This is a genomic window from Hydrophilobacter chitinilyticus (genome assembly GCF_049860745.1).
Taxonomy (GTDB): domain Bacteria; phylum Pseudomonadota; class Gammaproteobacteria; order Burkholderiales; family Burkholderiaceae_C; genus Rhodoferax_B.
In genome coordinates, this window is record NZ_CP187561.1 from 3148837 (window position 1) to 3170712 (window position 21876).

At 61.1% G+C, this 21876-nt stretch carries 19 protein-coding genes; 4 read left to right on the forward strand and 15 right to left on the reverse strand.

Going from position 1 to position 21876, the window contains the following annotated elements; translation table 11 throughout:
• Nucleotide 1: 1 nt before the first annotated feature.
• The 3 genes from ACPWMG_RS13930 to ACPWMG_RS13940 all read right to left on the reverse strand — a co-directional run bounded on the left by ACPWMG_RS13930 (nucleotide 2) and on the right by ACPWMG_RS13940 (nucleotide 2822).
• Nucleotides 2–904: a glutamate ABC transporter substrate-binding protein gene (locus tag ACPWMG_RS13930; RefSeq protein WP_483300089.1), complete on the reverse strand. Its 903-nt coding sequence runs from the start codon at nucleotides 902–904 to the stop codon at nucleotides 2–4.
• A gap of 269 nt (nucleotides 905–1173) precedes the next feature.
• Nucleotides 1174–1944 carry a class II aldolase/adducin family protein gene (locus ACPWMG_RS13935; protein WP_483300090.1) on the reverse strand — a complete coding sequence of 257 codons (771 nt, stop codon included), beginning with the start codon at nucleotides 1942–1944 and terminating at the stop codon, nucleotides 1174–1176.
• A 194-nt stretch (nucleotides 1945–2138) separates the two neighbouring features.
• Entirely contained in the window at nucleotides 2139–2822 is a 684-nt protein-coding gene (locus tag ACPWMG_RS13940) for a helix-turn-helix domain-containing protein (protein ID WP_483300091.1), read from the reverse strand.
• A gap of 232 nt (nucleotides 2823–3054) precedes the next feature.
• On the opposite strand from ACPWMG_RS13940, the gene gabT reads away from it, so the two are divergent.
• Together gabT and ACPWMG_RS13950 are read left to right on the forward strand one after the other, a co-directional pair.
• Nucleotides 3055–4335 (forward strand): 4-aminobutyrate--2-oxoglutarate transaminase, encoded by a 1281-nt coding sequence (gene gabT / locus ACPWMG_RS13945; RefSeq protein WP_483300092.1) that lies wholly within the window; start codon nucleotides 3055–3057, stop codon nucleotides 4333–4335.
• A 5-nt stretch (nucleotides 4336–4340) separates the two neighbouring features.
• On the forward strand, nucleotides 4341–5270 hold the full coding sequence (locus ACPWMG_RS13950) for a 2-hydroxyacid dehydrogenase (RefSeq protein ID WP_483300093.1): 930 nt from the start codon (nucleotides 4341–4343) through the stop codon (nucleotides 5268–5270).
• Here ACPWMG_RS13950 and ACPWMG_RS13955 read toward each other — a convergent pair.
• The 12 genes from ACPWMG_RS13955 to ACPWMG_RS14010 all read right to left on the reverse strand — a co-directional run bounded on the left by ACPWMG_RS13955 (nucleotide 5264) and on the right by ACPWMG_RS14010 (nucleotide 18893).
• Nucleotides 5264–6058: a carbon-nitrogen hydrolase family protein gene (locus tag ACPWMG_RS13955; protein WP_483300094.1), complete on the reverse strand. Its 795-nt coding sequence runs from the start codon at nucleotides 6056–6058 to the stop codon at nucleotides 5264–5266. The two genes, ACPWMG_RS13950 and ACPWMG_RS13955, sit on opposite strands and share 7 nt — an antisense overlap.
• A complete protein-coding gene (locus ACPWMG_RS13960; RefSeq protein ID WP_483300095.1) occupies nucleotides 6055–7719 on the reverse strand; it encodes a flavin monoamine oxidase family protein in 1665 nt (554 codons plus the stop codon). The genes ACPWMG_RS13955 and ACPWMG_RS13960 overlap by 4 nt, the downstream gene beginning before the upstream one ends.
• A 54-nt stretch (nucleotides 7720–7773) precedes the next feature.
• Entirely contained in the window at nucleotides 7774–9462 is a 1689-nt protein-coding gene (locus ACPWMG_RS13965) for a dipeptide ABC transporter ATP-binding protein (RefSeq protein WP_483300096.1), read from the reverse strand.
• 4 nt (nucleotides 9463–9466) lie between these two features.
• Entirely contained in the window at nucleotides 9467–10333 is an 867-nt protein-coding gene (locus ACPWMG_RS13970) for an ABC transporter permease (protein ID WP_483300097.1), read from the reverse strand.
• 49 nt (nucleotides 10334–10382) lie between these two features.
• The gene (locus ACPWMG_RS13975; RefSeq protein WP_483300098.1) at nucleotides 10383–11324 is read right to left on the reverse strand and encodes an ABC transporter permease; all 942 of its coding nucleotides are present in this window, start codon (nucleotides 11322–11324) and stop codon (nucleotides 10383–10385) included.
• 41 nt (nucleotides 11325–11365) lie between these two features.
• Complete coding sequence (locus ACPWMG_RS13980; RefSeq protein ID WP_483300099.1) at nucleotides 11366–13009, reverse strand: ABC transporter substrate-binding protein; 1644 nt, start codon at nucleotides 13007–13009, stop codon at nucleotides 11366–11368.
• A 54-nt stretch (nucleotides 13010–13063) separates the two neighbouring features.
• Nucleotides 13064–14509 (reverse strand): amidase, encoded by a 1446-nt coding sequence (locus tag ACPWMG_RS13985; RefSeq protein ID WP_483300100.1) that lies wholly within the window; start codon nucleotides 14507–14509, stop codon nucleotides 13064–13066.
• Entirely contained in the window at nucleotides 14506–15048 is a 543-nt protein-coding gene (locus tag ACPWMG_RS13990) for a RidA family protein (RefSeq protein WP_483300101.1), read from the reverse strand. The genes ACPWMG_RS13985 and ACPWMG_RS13990 overlap by 4 nt, the downstream gene beginning before the upstream one ends.
• Before the next feature lie 243 nt (nucleotides 15049–15291).
• The gene (locus ACPWMG_RS13995) at nucleotides 15292–16092 is read right to left on the reverse strand and encodes a helix-turn-helix domain-containing protein (protein WP_483300102.1); all 801 of its coding nucleotides are present in this window, start codon (nucleotides 16090–16092) and stop codon (nucleotides 15292–15294) included.
• A complete protein-coding gene (locus ACPWMG_RS14000; RefSeq protein WP_483300103.1) occupies nucleotides 16089–16979 on the reverse strand; it encodes a PhzF family phenazine biosynthesis protein in 891 nt (296 codons plus the stop codon). Before ACPWMG_RS14000 ends, ACPWMG_RS13995 begins: the two co-directional genes overlap by 4 nt.
• A gap of 25 nt (nucleotides 16980–17004) precedes the next feature.
• Complete coding sequence (locus ACPWMG_RS14005; RefSeq protein ID WP_483300104.1) at nucleotides 17005–18000, reverse strand: Bug family tripartite tricarboxylate transporter substrate binding protein; 996 nt, start codon at nucleotides 17998–18000, stop codon at nucleotides 17005–17007.
• Nucleotides 18001–18119: 119 nt separating this feature from the next.
• Nucleotides 18120–18893, reverse strand: coding sequence for a helix-turn-helix transcriptional regulator (locus ACPWMG_RS14010; RefSeq protein WP_483300105.1), 774 nt, complete (start codon nucleotides 18891–18893; stop codon nucleotides 18120–18122).
• Nucleotides 18894–19201: 308 nt separating this feature from the next.
• Between ACPWMG_RS14010 and ACPWMG_RS14015 the strand changes: the two genes are divergently transcribed.
• Complete coding sequence (locus ACPWMG_RS14015) at nucleotides 19202–20074, forward strand: IclR family transcriptional regulator (RefSeq protein ID WP_483300106.1); 873 nt, start codon at nucleotides 19202–19204, stop codon at nucleotides 20072–20074.
• Between the two features lie 119 nt (nucleotides 20075–20193).
• Nucleotides 20194–21840 carry an ABC transporter substrate-binding protein gene (locus ACPWMG_RS14020; RefSeq protein ID WP_483300107.1) on the forward strand — a complete coding sequence of 549 codons (1647 nt, stop codon included), beginning with the start codon at nucleotides 20194–20196 and terminating at the stop codon, nucleotides 21838–21840.
• Nucleotides 21841–21876 lie beyond the last annotated feature (36 nt).

Sequence of the window (21876 nt, forward strand, 5' to 3'; positions counted from 1 at the left end):
GTTATGGGAGAGCGGGCGGTGTCGGAACAGCCGTGCTGCCGGTGCGCTGGCCGATGGACACAGTCCAGAGCTTGGCCCAGGTGCCGTCGGCTTCAATCTTCTTCAGGAAGGCATTGACGAAGGCTACGCCGTCCGAGCCCTTGGGCAAGCCGATGCCATAGGGGTCTTGCGCACCGAAGGGGGCGCCTGCGAGTTGCGCGTCGCCGGTACCCAGACTCAGGGCGTTGAGGAGCAGCGTGTAGTCGGTGACGTAGGCGTCCACGCGGCCTTGGCGCAGCGCGTCCAGGGCTTCCTGGTGCGTCTGGAACTCTTGTACCGTCGCCTTGGGCGCAAATTGCGCCAGGATTGCGGGGCCGGTGGAGCCGGCTTGCGTGGCAGTCTTCTTGCCGGCCAGATCGTTGTACGACTGGATGGCCTTGTTGTTCGACTTGACCAGCACACCCGCTTGTGAGGTGTAGTAAGGACCGGCAAACGAGATCTTCTCGGCGCGGGCTGGGGTGATCGAGTAAGTGGCAAACACAACGTCCACTTGGTCGTTGATGAGCACTTGTTCGCGCGTGGACGAGGTTACCTGTGTGAACTGGTACTTGGCCGCATCGCCCAAGATGTAGCGGGTGATGAGTTGGGCCAGGCCGGCGTCGAAACCACGGATCTTGCCGTCCTTCTCGTTCAGCAACGAGAAAAGATTCGAGGTTTGCGTGCTGCCCAGGCGCAGCGTGCCCGCTTGCTTGATCTTGGTGGCCCAGGTGCTCGAAGCAATGGTGGCGGCGTCGGCGACGGGGCCTTGCGCAACCAGCGCATCAAATGCAGCCGTATTGATGGGTGTGCCCTGCGCGAAAAGCGGCGCCCCGGTCACGATGGCCAACGCGGCTACGGTGGACTTCAGGATGGATTTGATCGACATGCATTCCTCTTGGGTGGTGTGTGACGCCAACGAATATATAGCAGTTGATATAGCAAGTTTGGCATATGCATACTGCGGCCGATCATGCCACCGCCAGGCACCCCGTGTCGACATGTCTCGAACACCGGCTTCTGCCTAGCCGCCCAGGCAAATTGGAAGGGAGTCTGCCGGAGATTTTTGTGATGGGCCCCGGTATTCGGCAAGGTATTGTGTCTTTCAAGTCGGGGGTGCCCCGCCTTGCTTGAAGATCCCCCTGGCGTCGTCAGCCCCTACTCTCGAAACGAGCCATCGATACGTTCAAGCAATCGCATCAACGCTGGCCAGTCGTGCAGTTCGCTGCCGTCTGGCTCTTTGAATTGTCTAGCGACCTTGCGGGCAACTTCCTCGCTGCACTCTCGCAATGCCGTTCCACCGGATTGCGCTGCAATCTGTGCCTGACAAGCCCGCTCCAGGTAAAACATCAGATCAAAAGCCTCGCGCACCGTTTCGCCTGCAGTCAAAAGTCCATGGTTGCGCAAAATCATGGCCTTGTTGGTCTCGCCCAAATCGCTGACCAAGCGCGGTTGTTCCCCTGCGTCTAGCGCCACGCCTTCGTAGTCGTGGTAAGAAATACCATCGTGAAAGCGCATGGCGTGCTGGGAAATCATGAGCAGCCCGCGCTCTTGTGCGGAGACCCCTATGCCTGCAGCCGTGTGTGTATGAATCACGCAGTTGAGGTCGGCTCTTGCGTGATGGATGCAACTGTGAATCACAAACCCCGCTGGGTTGCAGCCGATGCCCGTAGCGTCCAGAAGAACTCGGCCATCATGGTCAACCTTGACCAAGCTGGAGGCGGTGATTTCGTCAAACATCAGGCCATAGGGATTGATCAGGAACTCATTTGAAGCGCCGGGAACACGAGCCGAGATGTGGGTGTAGATCAGGTCGGTCATGCGGTAGTGCGCCAGCAGGCGATAGCAGGCTGCGAGATGCACCCGCTGCTCCCATTCGGCGTCGCTGACCATCGTTCGGACATGGGGGTAGATGTAGCGTGTGTTCATTGTTCGTACCCCAAAAATCCAGTCGCAAGACGCGCTTGAAGATGAAAGGCGCTAGCTAGAGCGAGAGCGAGAGCGCCGCATGTGATTAAATTTACACATTAGTGAAAAAATTAATCAGTATTTTCATTATTGCAGAAATTATCAAGCATGCAAATCCGGCCGATGCGAGTCGAGGTTCTTCGTCGGGAGAGGGTTCAGTACGAGGGTGGCGTCACGACCCAGACCAAGTCGGTCACGGTGCCTCCGGGGTTGCGATAGCGGTGGGGCGTACTGCTCGGAAAGCTGAAACTGTCACCTTCTGCCAGCAGGAAATGCTGCTCCCCAACCCATAGCTCCAACGATCCGCGCAGAACCACCCCGCCTTCATGCCCCACATGGTCGTAAAAAGCGGGGCCGCTTTCTGCACCTGGCTCCATGCTCGACCACAGCAATTCCAATGGCCCGTCGAGGTTGGGCGACAGCAGATAGTCCGCAATGCCGGAGGCGAAACTGAGCCGCCGACGGTGCGCTTTTCTTACCACCACGCCGCCATCCGAAGGCTCTGCGGCGGCGCCATCAGGAAAGAACCAGCTGATCTGAACCTCGAGCGTGTTGGCGATCTGATGCAAGTCGCTGATGGACGGCGTACTCAAGCCGCGCTCCACCTGACTCAAAAAACCGATCGACTTTCCGCATGCGCTACCCAGTTGCTGCAACGACAGACCTTTGGCCTTGCGCAGGCTTTTGATCTCGCGGCCAATCCACACCATCGCATCGGCATTTTTGTCTTCGCTTCGAGGGCGGGCCACGGGCTCGCTCTTAACTTGTCGGGTTTTTCGGGGAGCAGCCACAGCGCTGCGCGCGGCGGGCGGGGTCGTTTTCAGGTTGGTTTTTCTCATGTTCTCGCTTGCTGGGCACATCAAACGCGCTGCGCGCCGCCTGTCATACGCGGGTTGCCATCGTACAGCGCAGTTCCTTGTCTGGATTCAATCGCGGGTTTGATTTGCTGGAATTTCAATTTCAATAAATTCATTTATGTGAAAATTAACTTTGATAATTTCATGAAATGCATAAAATTCGCTGATCGAGCCGGCAAAGCTCGCGTTTTCAACCCACTTCCAGGAACCCAACATGCTCGCGACCACCGATCAAAACACAGCGCTTGAACAACGCCGCCAGGCGGCTTGCCCTCGCGGAGTCGGCGTACAAACCCAATCCTTCACGTCTCGCGCACAGAACGCCGAAATTTGGGACGTCAATGGCAAGCGACTCATCGATTTTGGGAGCGGCATCGCGGTGATGGCCACAGGCCACCGGCATCCGCATGTGGTGGCTGCGGTTCAGCAGCAGTTGCAGCAGTTTCACCACACCTGCTTCCAGGTAACCCCGTATGAAAGCTACGTCGAACTCTGCGAGAAGCTCAACAGCCGCACCCCCGGCACCTTCGCCAAAAAGACGGCGTTGTTCACGACGGGTGCAGAGGCGGTAGAAAACGCCATCAAGGTCGCCAAGGCTTCGACCGGCCGCAGTGCCGTAATCGCTTTCTCAGGGGCCTTTCACGGTCGCACGTTGATGGGCATGGCGCTGACGGGCAAGGTGCACCCCTACAAGGCCGGCTTTGGGGCGATGCCAGCAGACGTATGGCACGTACCCTATCCAGCCGAAGCCCTCGGGGTGAGCGTCGAAGACAGCGTGTTGGCCATTGAACGGTTGTTCAAGGCAGACGTGGACCCGAAACGGGTCGCGGCCATCATCATCGAGCCCGTTCAGGGCGAAGGCGGTTTCTACGTCGCACCCACGGCACTGCTGCGCAAGCTACGCGAGATCTGCGACGAGCACGGCATTCTGCTGGTGGTCGATGAAGTGCAAACCGGCTTTGGCCGCACTGGCAAGCTGTTTGCGCTTGAGCACCATGGCGTCGAGTTCGACCTGATGACCATGGCCAAAAGCCTTGCGGGTGGCTTCCCCCTGTCCGCTCTCACCGGACGCGCCGAACTCATGGATGCTGCCGCGCCAGGGGGGTTGGGTGGAACCTACGCCGGCCACCCGCTTGCCGTCGCCGCCGCACTGGCGGTACTGGATATCATGGACCGTGAAGCCCTGCCAAGCCGTGCAGAAATGCTGGGGGAGCGCCTCGTCGAAAAGCTCGACGAGATCAAACAAAAATTGCCTTCAATGGTTGAGGTGCGCCGGCTGGGTGCGATGGTGGGCATCGAGTTCCGAGGCGAAACCGGCACGCCGTTGCCCCAGTTCGTCAAACGTGTCCAGGATTTGGCCCTGGCCAAGGGCCTCCTGTTGCTCACCTGCGGTGTATATGGCAATGTGATCCGCTTCTTGTTCCCCTTGACCATCGAGACCGAGGTGTTTGAGGAAGGCCTTTCCTTGCTGGCTGAAGCACTTTTGGAGGCATGAGCACCATGCCCGTCCTGGCCGTTGCAGGGGACTTCCTGCACAACAGCACATCGACCCAAGAATTGTTCAGGAAGCGCCTGCCCAACTGGTCTATTGTCAAATCGACCGATGACGCCGCGCGCCATGCGGACGTGGCAGTGTGCTGGAACCAGCCCGCAGGCATATGGGAACACCTGCGCAAGGTGCGGATGGTGCACTCCATCGGCGCTGGGGTCGATCACCTGCTGAGCGATCCAAGCCTTCCGAACGTGCCGGTGTGCAGGGTCATGGACCACCATCAGGCCCGCAGGATGGCCGAGTACGTTCTGTGGTGCACGCTGTACTACCACCGCGGTTTTGATTCTGCGGGCCAGCACCAGCGCGAACGGATCTGGCAACGTCCGCCCAACCGGTCCGCTGGCGAGGTCATTGTCGGTGTGATGGGATTGGGACAAATAGGCGCGCTGATCGCGACAAACCTGAGCGGCCACGGATATGACGTTCGAGGCTGGTCGCGCTCAGGCAAGCCTATCGAGGGCATTCGGGTCTATGGCGGAGATGCTGACTTTGACGCGTTCTTGGCTGAGCTTGAGATCCTGGTCTGTGTGCTGCCGCTGACGAAGGAGACGACGGGCATGCTCGGCCGCGATTTGTTTGCACGGCTCAAACCAGGCGCCAAGCTCATCCAGTGCGGTAGAGGCCCCCAGCTTATCGAAGAAGATCTTGTCAGCGCCTTGAATTCGGGTGCATTGGGCGGTGCCATTGTCGATGTTTTCAACGAAGAACCGTTGGCCCCAGAGCATGCGCTTTGGGCGCATCCCAAGGTGCTTGTCACGCCACACATGGCAGCCGTGATGCCCATGCCAGACGTTGTGGAGCAGATCGCGGAGAACTGTGAGCGGCTGTTGGCGGGTGCACCACTGCTGCGAACGGTGGAGCGATCGGCTGGCTACTGAACGCAACGAGCGCGGCAAGCATTGAGGTGCCCAAGCCGCGTTCGTTCAGTAGCCACGGCATCATGCTGCAGGTCTGCCAAGACCAGTGAGGGCTTGTCCTCGGCATGTGACAGCACAACTCCGCTGGGCGCCACAACGCAGCTGAGGCCGTTGTACGTCAGGTCTCCCTCCTGCCCGCAGAAGTTGGCGTACGCCATGAACACCTGGTTTTCGTAAGCGCGGGTCGGGACGAGGTGTCGCGAAACGAAGTCGAATCCGACCATGTTGGCCGTCGGCACCACCATCAGGTCTGCGCCCTGAAGGGCCAAACGCCGGGCATTCTCGGGAAACTCTACGTCATAACAAATCAGCATTCCGATCTTCCAGCCGTGGAAGTTGAACGGCTGTTCTTCTCCCCTGCCCTCGGCAAAGATACCTCGATCGAGATCGCCAAACAGGTGCGTCTTGTAATACCGCCCCAGTGTGCCGCCGTTCGAATCCACGCACACAGCAGCGTTCATCACCTGCCCGCTTGAAGCACGTTCGGGGTGGCCAAAAACAATCGCGATGCCATGCCTACAGGCAATGTCTGCCACGGCCCTCTCCCGCCCGCTGCCCGCGTGTTCCGCGAGCGCGAAGGCCGCAGCGCGCCCAATGTTGTAGCCGGTTAGGAACATTTCTGGCGTGACCAGAAGATGTGCGCCTGCAGCGGCGGCCTCTCGGCATGCCTCATCAAGTCGCCGGATGTTGCCTGCTACATCGCATGGGCGCGGTGCACACTGCAGCAACGCCAGCCGCAGGTCCTTCATTCGGGCAGCACCATCGGTCCGATGTCTTTGAACACATCACCGGGACCGGGATTTTCGGCGTGTGTGCGTCCACCAAAGTGCCGCAAGATGCCCCACACCGCGTTCAATGACGTCTGAACCGCGCCTTCAACCCATGCGGGGGTCCAGGACACGTCGTCTCCCGCGATGAAAATGCCGCGTTCGGCCGCGGGCAGTGTGTCCTGCATGAAATGCGCGAACATTCTCTGGTTGTAGCGATAGTGGCCAGGCAAGGCGCCCTTGAAAGCGCCAAGAAAATGCGGGTCAGCCTCCCACGAAATGGAGATCGGGTCGCCGATGATGTGGCTGGCGATGTCGACCTTGGGATATATCTTCTTCAAGGCGCCAAGTGCGAGCTTGACCCGCTTTTCTGGTGACTGCGGGAGCATCTTCAGCGCGTCGCCCATCCACGCATACGACAAGCAGATCACGCCGGGTTTTTCTGGGCCGTTGTCAAAAAGGTAGGTGCCACGCGTCAAGCGATCCGTGAGCGTCATGCTCATGACATCGCGGCCGGTCTCGATGTCCTTATCCTTCCAAAAGGGGCGGTCCACCATGACAAAGGTTTTGCTCGACTGCATGTAGCGCGTGCGGTCCAGCGCCATCCACATCTTGTGCGAAAACAGCGACTCGTCGCAATCGATCTGCGTGGTGAGAAGCCAGCTTTGGCAGGTGGTCAGCACAGCGGCGTAGGTCTTTTGGTCACCCCAGCGATCAACCACGGCCAGGCGGCCGTCCGATTGGCGGTGGATAGCCTTTACACCGGCGCGGGGCGCGCCTGCATGCAAGCTGGACAAGGTGGTACCGGCTGGCCAGTGCACGAGCTTGTCGGGTGCATGTTGCCAAAGGCCAAGGGGCACTTGTTCAACGCCGCCAACAATCAACCTTTGCTCGTCGTCGCAGTTCGTCATGACCACGCGAAGAATCTCCAGCATCGAATTGGGAAAGTCGGAGTCCCATCCGCCCGTGCCGAACCCGACCTGGCCGAACACTTCTCGGTGCTGGAACGACAGCTTGGAAAAGGCTTTGGAAGTGGCCACAAAATCGTAGAACGTGCGATCGTCCCACAACGGAACCAACCTGTTCCAGAGCGCCTTCAAGGTCGGCACATCCCGGCTGCGAATCGCATCCTGAACCTCGGTAAAGGTTGCCCCGTCTTCCAGCGCCTCACGCCAGGCATCGGCAACTTGCCTGAACATCGGTGGCAGGTCCGCCAGCTTCTCGGCGTAATGCGTTATCCCTTCAAGATCTACCACCGTGCTGCCGGATGCTGGCGTCAACGGGTTGGGGAAGGCTCGGGTTTCCAGGCCCAGTTGGTCGACATAGTGATAGAACGCGGTGCCCGAGACCGGAAAGCGCATCCCCCCCAACTCGGCCACAACCCCCTTCGCGCCTTCGAAGGACTGTGAACGCAGGCGCCCTCCCATCTTTGATGCCTCGTAGATGACGGGCTTCAAGCCCAGTTTCATGAGTTCATAAGCGGCCACCATGCCGGCCATGCCTGCGCCGACGATGGCAACTTCAGCTCCATGATGTTCTGTCGGCAGCGCGCCCAAACCGGCGGGATGGCGAATCCAGTCGTCGAACGGGAAGGGAAAATCGGGACCAAAGACGGTCACTGGTGGCTTGTCTGCGTGATCCAAGGTCGAGGCTGTGTGTGGCATCTGGGTCGGGTTCAACTGAATCGTCAATACGTCTTAGACTGCGAAAGCGGGCATGCGCGCCCCGCCCTCGGTCGGCACGTGTCCTGGAATCGCCGCCACCAGCTCGCGCGCATAGGCGCTAGCCGGGCGCAAGAAGATGTCTTGCGCGGGGCCGATCTCCATCAGCTTGCCGCGCTGCATCACCGCGATGCGATGGCACAGCCGCGCGGCGACACGCAGGTCGTGCGTGATGAACACCATGCTGACGCCCAGCCGCTCACGGATCGACTCCAGCAAATCCAGGATCTGTGCCTGCACGGAAACGTCCAGCGCAGAAACCGCCTCGTCGGCAATCAGGATCTCCGGCTCCATCATCAACGCCCGGGCAATCGATAAGCGCTGCCGCTGTCCACCCGAAAACTCGTGTGGAAAGCGTTCGAGCGCGCTCGCGTCCATGCTGACGAGTTCCAGCATCTCCAGCATACGGGCGTGCACCGCGCTGGCATCAGCACCAAAATTCATCGGGCCTTCGGCCAAAGTCAGCCCCACCTTTCGGCGGGGGTTGAATGAGCGGAAAGGGTCTTGGAACACCATTTGCACGCGCTTGCAATAGCCCCGTGCATCTGCGGCATTCAGCGCAGAAAGCGGCTCACCATCGATCAGGATGTCGCCCGAAGTGGGAACAGCAAAACGTGCCAGGCAGCGGCCGAGCGTGGTTTTGCCCGACCCCGATTCGCCCACGATGCCAAGGGTTTCACCACGCGCCAGTTGCAGGGACACCTCGTTGAGAGCGTCCACACGACGGCGCTTGGATTTGAAGATGGAGGGCGTCTCGAATCGCATGCAAAGGTTGCGCACCTCCAATGCAGGAGTCGCTACGGGCTCGATGGCTCCAGCACGAAAGTCGCCACGAGGACGCGCATCCAGCAGTTGCCGTGTGTAGGCATGTTGCGGACGCTGCAGCACATCGGCGGCACTGCCCTGCTCGACGATGCGGCCCGACTGCATGACCACCACGCGGTCGGCAATTTCGGCCACCACATCGAAATCGTGGGTGATGAAAAGTACGCCGTTTTCGTGCCGCCCGCGCAACTCCTTCAGCAGGCGCAATACTTGCGCTTGCGAGGTCACGTCGAGCGCTGTGGTGGGCTCGTCGGCGATGATGAGTCCGGGCTCCATCGCCAGCGCCATGGCGATCATCACACGCTGGCGTTGCCCCCCGGACAATTGGTGCGGATATGCGTGCTGCAGGGTTTCGGGAGACGGCAGGCGCACGTCACTCAACAATGCCAGCACGCGTTGGCGCACCGTGTCGCGGTCCAATGCCTTCGCGTGGAACTCGAACACCTCTGCAATTTGGTCGCCCACGCGCATCAGCGGGTTCAGCGCAGTCATGGGCTCTTGGAAGATCATGGCCATGCGGTCGCCGCGCAACTTTTGCAGATGGTCCAGCCCCACATGCGTGATGTCTCGGCCGGCCAGCAAGATCTGGCCGCTTTCAAGTGTGAGCACGCCTTTGGGCAGCAGCCCCATCACGGCGCTCGAGGTGACTGACTTGCCGGAACCCGACTCTCCGACAACACACACAATCTCGCGCGCGCCCACGGTGAGTGAGACATCGTCCACCGCATAGCGGCGGTCGCCGCCGCCGGGCAGGCGTACCTTGAGGTGGCGGATTTCGAGCACGGGCGCAGCGGCAGCGGCAACCGACGCAGCGATCAGGGAATGATTGATAGCATCCATGGCATCAGCCCTTGGTTTTACGGGAAAGACGGGGGTCGAGCCGATCGCGCAAGGCGTCGCCGAACATGTTGACCGCCAGGATCAGCAGCGCCAGAAAGATGCCGGGATAGAGCACGATCCACGGCGCGCGTTGGAAGAACGGACGGCCTTCGGCAATGATGCCGCCCAGGCTCGGAATCTCCGGTGGAAAGCCCAGCCCCAGAAAGCCGAGCACGGCCTCGGTCAAGATGGCCGCCGCGCAGACAAACGTGGCCTGCACCACCAGCGGATTGATGGTGCTCGGCATGATGTGGCGCCATAGCACTTTCAGCACGGGTGTGCCGCAGCCGATGGAAGCCTCCACATACGGTGCTTCGCGCACCGACAGCACTACCCCGCGCACCAGCCGCGCAATACGCGGCACCTCAGGGATCGCAATAGCCGCCACCATGGTGACAAGATTGGCACCGCCAAGTGCGACCATCGCCACGGCCAGCAGCAGACCGGGAATGGCCATGATGCCATCCATGAAACGCATGATGGGCGCATCCAGCTTTCGCACATAGCCAGCGGCCAGGCCGATGACCAGTCCCACGACCACCGAGATGGCGCTGACCAGCGCTGCCAGCGTGATCGACAAGCGGCCGCCATACAACACCCGCGACAGCAGGTCGCGGCCCAACCCATCGGTGCCCAGCCAGTACATATCTGACGAAGGTTTGAGTCGTGCACGCGGCGTCAGCGCACCGGGATCATGCTGCGTCAGCCATGGCGCGCCGACTGTGGCCGCCACCAGCAGCACCAGCAACAGCAACGAGCCCAGCATGACCGGATCGTGCACCACGGCTTTGGCGGCTTGCCGCAAGCGTGAGGGGGAGCGGGTCAAAGACATTGAAGATGAGGGGATTGAGGACATCAATAGACTCCGGATCGTGAGGACATCAGTAGCGGATGCGAGGGTCCAGCACCACGTAGGCCATGTCGATCACCAGGTTGACGAAGACATAGATGAACGAGAAGAAAAGAATCGTGCCCTGCACGACGGGGTAGTCCCGGGCCAACACCGAATCGACGATCAGGCGGCCCACGCCAGCGATGTTGAAGATGGTTTCGGTCACCACTACACCGCTGATCAACGTGGTGAGCGCCACGCCGACGATGGTGACGATGGGGATGGCCGCGTTGCGCAGCGCATGGCGAAACAGCACGAAGCGCTCCGTCACCCCCTTGGCTCGGGCGGTGCGCACAAAGTCCTCGCCCAGCACGTCAAGCAGGCTGGCGCGGGTGATGCGGGTGATCAGCGCCACAAAGACCATCGCCAGCGTGATTGTTGGCAGGACCATGTGCGAGACGTATTCGCCCAACCCCTCGTCCAGCGATGCATAGCCTTGCACCGGCAGCCAATTGAGCTGAACCGAGAACACCAGGATCAGCAAGTAGCCGACCACGAAGACCGGCACCGAAAAGCCTAACACCGCACCGGCCATCACGCCCCGGTCGATCATGGTGCGGTGCCGCCAGGCGGCGAGCACTCCGAGCGGAATCGCCAGGGCTACGGTCAACAGAATGGCCCAAGCCGCGAGCGAGAACGTCGGGCCGAGCCGGTTCTTGATCAGCAGGGTCACAGGCTGCTTCGACTGGATGGAGTGGCCCAGGTCACCTTGCGCCAGCGAGGCCATCCAGCGCACGTATTGCGTCCCCATGGACTGATCGAGCCCCATTTCCGCGCGGATGGCAGCGATCGTCTCCTCGCTCGCCATGTCCCCGGCAATGACGCGGGCGGGGTCCCCGGGTGCTAGCCGCAACAGCAGGAACACCACGGTGGCGACAATCAGCATCACCGGGATGGCGGCCAACAAGCGTTTTAAAACAAGTTCTAGCATGGGTGTCTCGGCAGGGGTAGATGGGTTCGCCGTCGGCAGCTTTACTTCTTGCCGTACCAGAACAGAGGAATCAAGGCCTCGGTCATGCCTTCCAGCTTGGCCGGGTTGTAGGCCTTGAACTTGGAGTAGGCGCCCAGGGGTACAAAGAAAACCTGTTCGTAGCTCAGTTTCTGGATCGCCAGTGCGATCTGCTTCTTCTTGGCAACGTCGCTCTCCTCGGCAAACTGGCCACGCAGTTGCTCCATCTCATCACTCTTGGCCCAGCCGATATACCCCGACTCGCCCCGGCCGTCCAGGTTGGGGTTGGTCAGCGGGCTCATCAAGTCAAGCGCGGCAAAACCGGTTTGGAAGATGCTCCAGCCGCCTTGCGACACTGGGTCTTTCTTCGAGTAGCGCGACAACAGCGTGGCCCAGTCCATGGACTGGATTTCCACGTTCATGCCAATCTCCTTCAGGGCCTGCGCGGTGACCGAGGCCAGGCTCGACAAAGTGGCAAGGTCTGTGGGGTGCAAGATGACGACCTTGGCTCCGTCGTATCCGCTCTCCTTGAGCAGGGCCTTGGCGCGGGCCAGATCAGGCTTCTTCGTCTGCGTAGCGCCTTCTTCGGACGCATACGGCGACGCACAGGAAAGCACTGCTCCGCACGACTGGTACAACTTAGCATCGCCGATCTGTGCATCCAGATAATCGGTCTGGTAAAGCGCGGCCAGCGCGGCGCGGCGCACCTTCAGGTTGTTGAACGGTGGCTGGAGCCAGTTCATGCGCATGGTGAACATGTTGGTGCTCTTGCCGTAAGGCTTGAGCGCGATGCCCTTGGCGCCTTCAAGCTGCGACATGAAATCGGGCGGCACGTCTTCAATGAAGTCGACTTCACCATTGCGCAAGGCATTGATGGCGGTCTGCGGGTCAGGAATATTGACCAATTCAATCCGGTCGGCCATGGCAATCTTGCCGCCCGCAAAGGCACTGGACGGCTCGCTGCGCGGCACATAGTCGGCAAACTTGACGTAGGTCGCCTTCACGCCGGGTTGAAAGTTGGCCGCCACGAATTTGTAGGGCCCCGTTCCCACCACTTCGGTAATGGCCTGCGAGATCGGTGTCGACGCGAGGCGTTTGGGCATGATGAAAGGCGCCGGCAAATTGGGCTTCGCCAAGGCCTCCAACAACAAGCCAAACGGCTTCTTGAGCTGGATCACGACGGTCGCGGCGTCCGGGCTTTCCATTTTGGCTGTGATGGCCATCAAGCGTTGCCCCACCGCATCACGGTCGGACCAGCGTTTGAGGGAGGCGAGCACGTCCTCGCCCGTTACAGGCGAGCCGTCGTGAAACTTCAATCCTTTGCGCAAGGTGAAGGTATAGGTGAGCTTGTCGGCCGACTCCTTCCAGCTCTCGACCATCTGCGGCTGCGGCTTGCCCGCTGCATCCAGGGCGAAGAGCGTCTCATACACCATATAGGCGTGGTTGCGCGTGATGTAGGCATTGGTGATGATGGGATCGACTACGCGCAACGGCGCCTGCAACACGATCCTGGCCACCGTCTCGGCATGGGCGGCGGAAAGCGGCATCAACGTTGCAGTACTGGCACCGCCCATCGCCACTGCGACCAACAACCCACGAGCAAATGACGCTGGTACAACACCTGACAGCGCGGCCTTTTGCGCCAACTTGAACATCACGGTTCTCATAAAGATTCCTTCAACAGACAAAGGTGGATAAGACTTTGAGTGACCTGCACTCGCTCAAACGAACAAGGGCTTGCGCCCCGCCCAAGGGGCCAGACGCTCAAGCTGTGCCGACAGCGTCAGCAGCATGTCCTCGCGTCCGAAATGGCCAATCAGTTGCGTGGCCACCGGCAGCCCCTCGGCAGTCCACGACAGCGGCAGGCTGACGGCAGGAATGCCAGCGCCATTGACCACCGGCAGAAAGGTGGAATAGGTGGCCGCGCGCTCGCGATAGGCGCGAAACCCCAGTTGCTCGGGAGAGTTCAACGACAGGTATTCAAGCTTGCAAGGCAGTTGCGTGAGTGTTGGCGTGAGCAGCACATCCACGTTGGCCATTGCACCCGCCAACGCTCGGCCCACCGCATGCAGGCATGCCACCGACTCGATGTATGACGCAGCCGAAAGACCTTTGCCGACGTGGTAACCGTCGAGCAGCACCGACTCCAGATCGTCGTCGCGCAGCGGGCGACCCAGCGCCTTCAGGCGTGCGTCCACCGACGCCACGATATTGCTCGCCAGAATGCTGCCGTGGGCCAGCACAAACGCGTCGTAGTCAAGTGTTGGCAATGTGGCCTCGACCACCTCGTGGCGCAATGCCGTCAGCAACGCGGCAGTGTGGTTGACGGCAGCATCGCATTCAGCAGCGATGCCGATGCCATTCCAGCCGCCGCGCAAGATGCCCACGCGCAACGGGCGCACATCGGCTTCACGTACCGCGTCCAGAAAGGTGCCGTTTTGCGGCGGTGCGGCATACGGGTTGCCGGGCACGTAGCCGCTGATGGCATCGAGGGCAGCCGCCGTGTCACGCACCGAGATGCTCAGCACACCATCGGTTGCCATGCCTCCCCAACCTTCTCCGCGCTTGGGTCCAGCGGTGATACGGCCGCGCGAGGCCTTGAGGCCGAAAACACCACAGCAGGCCGCAGGTGTACGGATCGAGCCACCGCCATCACTGCCGTGTGCCACAGGCACGATGCGCGCCGCTACGGCTGCCGCCGCGCCGCCGCTGGAGCCGCCAGCCGAGCGAGTCTTGTCCCAGGGATTCAAGGTGGCGCCGCCGTTGCGCACGGCATCGGTGGTACCGGCCATACAAAACTCGGGCACCGTGGTGCGTGCAAACGGAATCAAGCCAGCATCTTCGAAGCGGTCTGCCACGATCGCGTTGTAGTCGTAGACGGTGTCATTGGTCAGCCGCGAGCCAATGCTCGACGGAAAACGGCTATGCGCCAGACCAGAGTCCTTGAGCAGAAACGGAATGCCGCGAAAAGCACCACGCTGGGCCCAGTCGGCTGCGATCTTGCGAGACTCCTCGTAGCGCGGGTAGGTGATGGCGTTGAGCGCCGGATTGCGTTCCTGCGCCAACGTAATTGCGCAGTCCATCAACTCGGCAGAACTGACTTCGCCACGGTCGAGCAATTCGGCCAGGCCCAAGCCGTCCAGATCTTGGTATTCGCGTGTGTTCATGAGGTCACCTGGTGATCGCGTACAGCCACTCCGGGTAGTACGGCATCCAATTCGATTTCGATAAAGGCTCCGTCGGGAAGGCTTGCCACCCCGACGACTGTGCGTGCTGGCCGTACGGCATCCGGCCAGGCGGTTTGCAGGATGTTTGACGCCGCATCAAGCACTGCGCTGTGGGCAGTGAAGTCAGCGGTGCTCCGCAGAAAACCGCGCAGACGGCAAACGTCCAGTCGCTGCGGCAACACACCACCGCACGCTGCGGCCACGGCAGCCAAAAGATTCAACATCGCGGTTTCGGCTGCGGCAAGCATGGGCTCCAGCGGTCCCCCTGGAGCGCAAACACCCGCAACAGCCACACCGTCGATGCGGCAGGTCTGGCCGCTGACTGTGAGGCGCTGGCTTGCTTGGGAGCCCTTGGTTTCGGTGGCGCCCTCATGTAACGGCGACAGATGGAACGGGGCATAGTGCCCCCGGGGCTGCGGCACGGGTGGCAAGCGGTAGCCCGCCTGTTCCAGTCGTTGCTGCGGTGTGGTGGCACTCATACCAACTGACTCCGGCCGTTGTGCTCCGAAGGCCTCGTGAGCAATCGATGGATCAATGGATGAATACGTGTCTGAAAAGGTGGTCGATGTCGCACGGTGATTCCGGTTGCATGAAGTTGGTTTCATGCTAAAAGCGCGACGCCCATCAGACCAACCGGAACACGACATCCCAGCAACCCGTTTGCGACAAGACGATGACACACCCCCAGGAAAACCCGCGCTTGGCGCAGCACACAGCCTCGATCAGGCCAAGCGCTTACGCCAAGCCCCTGGAGACACGCCTTCGGCCGCAGTGAAAACCCGCGTGAAATGGCTTTGGTCGGCAAAGCCGCAGGCAGCGGCAATGTCAGCCAACGTGGTCGCATCGCGCTTGAGCATGGCGCGTGCCCTCTCCAGTCTTTCGCGCGTGAGCCACTGATGCGGCGTGCTGCCGGTGGCCTCGCGAAATGCCTTGCTGAAATAGCTGCGCGAGAGTGCGCATGCATCGGCGATGGCCGCAATGGAGACCGATCCACCAAGCCGGGAGCGCAGCATGTCCTTGGCCTTGGCCTCGATATGCCGAGGCAAGGCCGTGCAGGTTTTGTTCAACGGTGCGTTGGGGCTACCGTATTTTTCTAGCAGGTAGGTGGTGATCACTTCGCCCATCTGGTCCCAAAAGAGACCGCTGGCTTGAGCTGGGCGCTCCAATACAGAAACGATGGCGCGGGCCAAACTCGCGATGACCGGATCTTTGACGTCGCTGACGCAGTTGAGCGACCGCGCGCGCATACTCCGCAGACCTTGCCGGCCAAGCGCGCGGGCCACCGAGCTTTGCGGAACTTCCATGAGCAGGAAGTCTGTTCCCCCTGGAAAAAGGGTGTCAACGGGGGCTTCGAACCTACGGATCGTGATGCAGGACGCATCGGACATCTGGTCCTGAGCCTGCTGGCCCAGGGACACACCGACCAGATAGCCGCTTTCCGACACGAGCGTGCCCACCAGCCCTTCTCCGTGGGCCGACGCCTGCCGTCGATGAAACGCAACGCCGCAGGCGGCAATCGTCAAGCCGGTTGGCCCCATGCGGCCTGCCCGCTCAGCCAGCAGCCAACGCGACGGCCAGCTTCGTCAAAACGCGCCTTCACCAAAATGGCCGATGGCCTGCCCATGGCATCGCCTTGGCGCACGGTACACACGACCGGCGCTTCAACTGTGCCGACAGCCACGGCTCCGATGGCTGCAAGATGCCCCCACAGTGCGGCCGCCGCAATGCCGGTGGCGGCGTCTTCGGGGTACCCCGACGATTTGGGAAACTGGCGTGCCATGACCACGGGCTCTTCCGCTGCCGACAAGTCAGCCTGTGCGTAAGGGTAAAGGCCTGTCGAGTCAATCGACGCACACAACGCTTCCATGGCGGAAAAATCAGGTCGCAGAACCTGCAGCGCCGCCACATCAGGCATGGGGACCAGGGTCTTGATGCGGCTGGTGCTGGCATTGGTCATCTGCGGCACACCGGCCGCAGACAACCCCAGTACGGTGCCCACACGATGCGCCGCATCGACAGACAACGCCTTGGTCTGCACCGCCGGCTGCGAGATCCAAACCCGGTGGCCCACATCGTCCCATTCGGCGTCGACCAGCCCGCTCATGGTTTCGATACGCGCCGCACGGGTAGACCACCAGCCCCATTGGCGCATGGCCCACAGCGTCCCCACGGTGGCATGGCCACACATCTCCATCTCGTGTTGCGGCACGAAGAATCGAAATCGCCAGTCGGCTCCTGGCTTGGAGGGTTTCAACACGAAGGCCGACTCGTGTCCGGTTGCGTGAGCGATGGCCTGCATGTCTGGCGCAGACAGCGCTGAAGCATCAGCCACCAAAGGCACCGGGTTGCCGCCGCCGGGACCACCAATAAAAACGTCTACCTGGCGCAACTCGCCCGTAGCAGGCGGCATGCTTGGTGGTGCAGAAAGAATGCGTTCAGTCAATTTTGGCTCCCACGGCTTTGGCGATGCGCCCCCAGTAAGGGATATCGGCTGCGACGGCGGCTTGCAACTCAGCCGGCGTACTTGGGCGGGCATTGATGCCCTTGGCGGCAAAGTCGGCCGATACGGCCCGATCCGCCAATACCTTGTTCAACGCCTGGTTGAAGCGTTGCACCACCGGGCCGGGGGTCCCGCGGGGAAACGCCACGCCATACCAAAGCGACTGGGTGAAATGGGGTACACCTTGCTGCTCAAAGGTCGGCACACCGGCCAGTAGGGCATTGGGTGCCGTTGTGGCCACAGCCACCAGCTTGCCGCTGCGGATATAGGGCACCAGGCCCGCCGGATTGTCGAACATCAACTGCACCTGGCCGCCCATCAGATCGGTATAGGCTGGAGCGGCGCCCCTGTAAGGAATATGCACCAGCGGCACGCCGGCATAGGCTTTGAACTGCTCGCCGAGCAAGTGGGATACGGTGCCGGCACCTACGGAGGCAAAGCTGTACTGCTGCGGGTTCTGCTTGAGCGTGGCGATGAGCGACTTGACATCCGCGCCGTGGAGTGCCGGGTTGACGGCCAGCACGTAGGGCGACGTCCCCAAAAAGCCGGCGTAGGCAAAGTCCTTGGCGGGGTCATACGGCAGGCTTGGGTAGACACTCACGCTGACCGCATGGGTGCTGGTGGTGGCCAGTACGGCCGTATAACCATCAGGTGAAGCCTTGGCAACGTAGGCTGAACCAATCGTGCCGCCCGCGCCCGCGCGGTTGTCAATCACGATGGGCTGGCCAAGTTCCTTCTGCAACTGCGATTGAATACTGCGGATGGCCAGGTCCGTTCCCCCGCCAGGGGGAAACGGAACAACGATGGTGATGGGGCGACTAGGCCAAGCCTGGGCGCTGGCGGCCAGCGGGCTGAGGCTGGCAACGGCCGCCACCGTCGCAACCCATGCCAAGGCATGCCGACGCGACGGGGATGAAGGGTAAGCGATCACGGGAGCTCCAAAGGCACAACGATGATGTCATGCTAGGAACAGTTGCTTGTACACGCGAACCCAAAGACGACAACACGGCAACCGATTCGCGACAGGCGAACCGCTGCGCCGCCAAAAGTTTAGGCTGGCACCTCACGCAGTAGCCTGTTGAGATGCCCGCTGTGGGTGAAACCGAGGTGAGGACTGACCCTGGCCGGCGACATACCCAATGCCATCAGTTCGCGCGCCTTGGCGGCTAACAGAAGACGGCGCACGGCGACGGGGCTATTGCCCAGTTCCGTTGCGCAAGCGCGCTGCAGACCACGAACCGAGACCCCCAACTCATCGGCCACCGCTTCCACCGTCGGCATAGGGGTTTCCAAGTCAAGTGCGCGCGCAAAACACTTCAGCATCCGCTGCGAGACCGACTCCGTCTGATCCGAATGCTCCGAGCGCAGCCACTGCGTTGGCTGGCGCGTCGCGAGTTGAGCCATCAGCGCCTGCACCAGAGGCTCGCCGCTGGCCGGTGCCAGTGCTGGCGCAGCCAACGCATCCAGCATGGCTACCGCCGCCGCATCCAGTTGAAATACCCCATAGTGGCTGCGCCGGCCCAACAGTTCGGGCCGCAAGTACAGCTCGCCATGGCGTTGACGATGCGCATAGGAGCGTGTGCTGTGCGCAGCAGAAGCAGGCAGCAGCAAAGCCATGTTGCGGACCAACTGCAGCCCCTGGGGCGCTGTACCGGGCTCAGGCATCCAGCGGCTGTCGAGCGCCCCGAGCTTGGGCCACAGCAGCATTGCGCAGTCGTGCATATGCCAGTCGAAGTGATAGTTCGGTTGGCTGCTTTGCCGCAGGAAGTAGGTCTGCTCCGCTGTGACGGCAAGCTTCGATGAAAGAGGAATAGTGATGGCCATGACGTTCCTGCAGTAACGTTTAGACAAGCGATTTTCATGCCACTGCCCGACCCGCCTTGCTTGTGCGGCGGAGCCAGAGATTATGACCGCCGATGCTACTTTGCTCAGATGGGCATGCGCATAAAAACCTGCTCGATAAGGGTAGTACATCTACTCGAGCGAAATTGGCATGTGCGCAGAAAAACTCTCCCCAGAACACAAGAACCGCAGGAGGCAGGCGTTCGGTCTCCATTGTCAAGCACGGGCGCGTTGGTAAGAGATCGCAACGCCACGAAAAGGGTCAGGCGCAAAACTTGCTGTGCCACTGCATGGCTGAAACTTCGACGGCGCGGCAAACCAAGGCCGCCAAAATTACCCGGATGGACCGTGATGGCGACAGCACGGTCCAGTCGCTCATGCGCGCACTGCAGCTCTTGGAGTTGCTGGCCAACGACGACGATGGCTACCGTTTGGTGGACATTGCAGCACGCAGCGGGCTCTCCACTTCCACGGCGCACCGCCTGTTGACCACGCTTGAACAGCGTCAATTTGTTCACTTCGACCGTGAAACCAGCCTCTGGTACGTCGGTGTTCGCTGCTTTTCCGTGGGCGCCGCGTTCGCGCGTCGGCGCAACATGGCGTCCGTAGCGTTACCCATCATGCGCCGGCTTCGCGACCACAGCGGCGAAAGCATCAACCTCGGCATCGCAGACCTGGGCGACATCGTGTTCGTCAATCAAGTGGAAAGCCGCGAGCAAATGCGCGCCATGGGCAAGTTGGGTTTTCGTGCACCGCTGCATGGCACTGCCATGGGGCAAGCCATTTTGGCGGCCATGCCGGAAGACGATGTCTTGCAGTACCTGCGGACCTATGGCTTGCCCAAGCTCACCAACAACACCATCGCGCGTGCCTCGCGCCTGCACGAAACCTTGGGCGAAGTGCGTCGCGCGGGTTATGCCGTCGACGACGAACAGAACGCGCTCGGCCTGCGTTGTATCGCGGCCGCCATTTGCGATGAACTAGGACAACCGCTGGCCGCCATCTCTCTGGTGGGGCCCACCCAACGCATCAAGCACACCGACTTTGCGGGTCTGGGCGAAGTGGTGCGCGCAGCGGCTGACGAGATCACCGTGGCCTATGGCGGGCGCCTGGCCCATGCCGCTATTCCCACGCCAAATCCATCTCAAGCCATTGATTTTTAAGAGAGTTTTCGCTTCATCCCGCGCTGCGGAATAGTCTGCAATCGCCACGCGCCTCGCGGTCCAATCACGTCATCAATCGCCAGATGTCCTGGCGCCTCTTCCGTGAAAGGACGCATGCAGTGAGCACTCCGCATTTTGATTTTTCGAACGCTGGCTTGACGCGACCACGTTGGCGCAGCGCCCGCGCCCTGGCGGTCGGTCTGGCACTTTGCGCCACGCTGGGTGGTGCATGGGCCGCAGGCACATTGCGCGTGGCCATGACCACATCCGACATTCCTCTGCCCAACGGGCAAACCGACCAAGGTGCCGAAGGACAACGCTTCATCGGCTTCGCCTTGTTTGAAGCGCTGATCACCTATGACCTCAGCACCGGCGACAAACCACCTCAGTTGATCCCGGGCCTGGCCACGGAGTGGAAGGTCGACGCCAGCGACAAAACGCGCTGGACGTTCAAACTGCGCCAGGGCGTGAAGTTTCACGATGGCTCCGCCTTCTCGGCCCAGTCGGTGGTCTGGAACTTCGACAAACTGCTGAACCCACAATCCGAGCAGTTCGACCCCAAGCAATCGGCGCAGGGCAAGGGGCGCATTCCCACCATCAAGAGCTACCGCGCAATAGACGCCAACACGCTGGAGATCACGACCAGCGAGCCGGATGCCCTGCTGCCTTTCCAACTCGCGCTGATCGTCATGTCCAGCCCCGCACAGTGGCAGGCGGTAGGCAAAAGCTGGGACGCATTCTTGAAGTCACCCTCGGGCACCGGCCCGTGGAAGCTGCAGACCTACGTGCCGCGCGAGCGTGCCGTGCTGATCCCCAACACCGGCTACTGGAATGCGGCGCGTATTCCCAAGCTCGACGCCATGGTGCTGTTGCCGGTGCCAGATGCGTCGGCTCGCGTCGCGGCTTTGCGCTCTGGCCAGGTGGACTGGATTGAAGCCCCGCCTGGGGAGTCGATCGCTGACCTGAAAGGCGCAGGGTTCAACATCACCAGCAACGTCTACCCACATGTGTGGCCATGGCATTTCTCTCGCGTGGAAGGCTCTCCGTGGAACGACATCCGCGTGCGCAAAGCCGCCAATCTGGCCATCGACCGCGAAGGCATGAAGGAGCTGCTGGGCGGCATGATGGTTTCGGCCAAAGGCATGGTGCCCCCCAACAGCTCGTGGTTTGGCAAGCCGACCTTTGACGTGAAGTACGACTTGGCCGCCGCCAAGGCGCTGATGGCCCAGACCGGGTATTCCAAGGCGAAGCCGCTCACGGTGAAAGCCATCATTTCGCCCTCCGGCTCCGGCCAGATGCAGCCGCAACTGATGAACGAATTCATTCAGCAGAACCTGGCTGAAATCGGCATCAACGTCGAATTCGACGTGCGCGACTGGAATGCGTTGCTGGCCAACTGGCGCGCAGGCGCCAAGGACCCTGGCAGCAAAGGCGCTGCGTCTACCAACAGCTCCTACTTCAGCCAAGACCCGTTCACGGCGCTGATTCGCCACGTCGACAGCCGCTTGGTCGCGCCCAAGGGAACGAACTGGGGCTACTACGAAGACAAGGACATGGACGCAATGCTCGACAAGGTGCGCACGGAGTTCGACCCCAAGGCACAACTGGTCACGCTGCAGAAAGTGCATGAAAAGTATGTGAACGATGCGCTGTTCCTGTTCGTGGCACACGACGTGGCTCCGCGCGCCATGTCGAAAAAGGTCAAAGGCTTTGTGCAGGCACAGAACTGGTTCCAGGACTTCACCACCATCTCGATGGACAAGTAAGCGCACGGCCTGTACCTCTGCACAAGCGATATCAGC

Excerpts from the sequence above, each read along its gene's own strand:
- ACPWMG_RS13930 (WP_483300089.1), bottom strand. The coding sequence starts at position 904 with ATGTCGATCAAATCCATCCTGAAGTCCACCGTAGCCGCGTTGGCCATC.
- ACPWMG_RS13935 (WP_483300090.1), bottom strand. The coding sequence starts at position 1,944 with ATGAACACACGCTACATCTACCCCCATGTCCGAACGATGGTCAGCGAC.
- ACPWMG_RS13940 (WP_483300091.1), bottom strand. The coding sequence starts at position 2,822 with ATGAGAAAAACCAACCTGAAAACGACCCCGCCCGCCGCGCGCAGCGCT.
- gabT (WP_483300092.1), top strand. The coding sequence starts at position 3,055 with ATGCTCGCGACCACCGATCAAAACACAGCGCTTGAACAACGCCGCCAG.
- ACPWMG_RS13950 (WP_483300093.1), top strand. The coding sequence starts at position 4,341 with ATGCCCGTCCTGGCCGTTGCAGGGGACTTCCTGCACAACAGCACATCG.
- ACPWMG_RS13955 (WP_483300094.1), bottom strand. The coding sequence starts at position 6,058 with ATGAAGGACCTGCGGCTGGCGTTGCTGCAGTGTGCACCGCGCCCATGC.
- ACPWMG_RS13965 (WP_483300096.1), bottom strand. The coding sequence starts at position 9,462 with ATGGATGCTATCAATCATTCCCTGATCGCTGCGTCGGTTGCCGCTGCC.
- ACPWMG_RS13970 (WP_483300097.1), bottom strand. The coding sequence starts at position 10,333 with ATGTCTTTGACCCGCTCCCCCTCACGCTTGCGGCAAGCCGCCAAAGCC.
- ACPWMG_RS13975 (WP_483300098.1), bottom strand. The coding sequence starts at position 11,324 with ATGCTAGAACTTGTTTTAAAACGCTTGTTGGCCGCCATCCCGGTGATG.
- ACPWMG_RS13980 (WP_483300099.1), bottom strand. The coding sequence starts at position 13,009 with ATGAGAACCGTGATGTTCAAGTTGGCGCAAAAGGCCGCGCTGTCAGGT.
- ACPWMG_RS13985 (WP_483300100.1), bottom strand. The coding sequence starts at position 14,509 with ATGAACACACGCGAATACCAAGATCTGGACGGCTTGGGCCTGGCCGAA.
- ACPWMG_RS13990 (WP_483300101.1), bottom strand. The coding sequence starts at position 15,048 with ATGAGTGCCACCACACCGCAGCAACGACTGGAACAGGCGGGCTACCGC.
- ACPWMG_RS14000 (WP_483300103.1), bottom strand. The coding sequence starts at position 16,979 with ATGCCGCCTGCTACGGGCGAGTTGCGCCAGGTAGACGTTTTTATTGGT.
- ACPWMG_RS14010 (WP_483300105.1), bottom strand. The coding sequence starts at position 18,893 with ATGGCCATCACTATTCCTCTTTCATCGAAGCTTGCCGTCACAGCGGAG.
- ACPWMG_RS14015 (WP_483300106.1), top strand. The coding sequence starts at position 19,202 with ATGGCTGAAACTTCGACGGCGCGGCAAACCAAGGCCGCCAAAATTACC.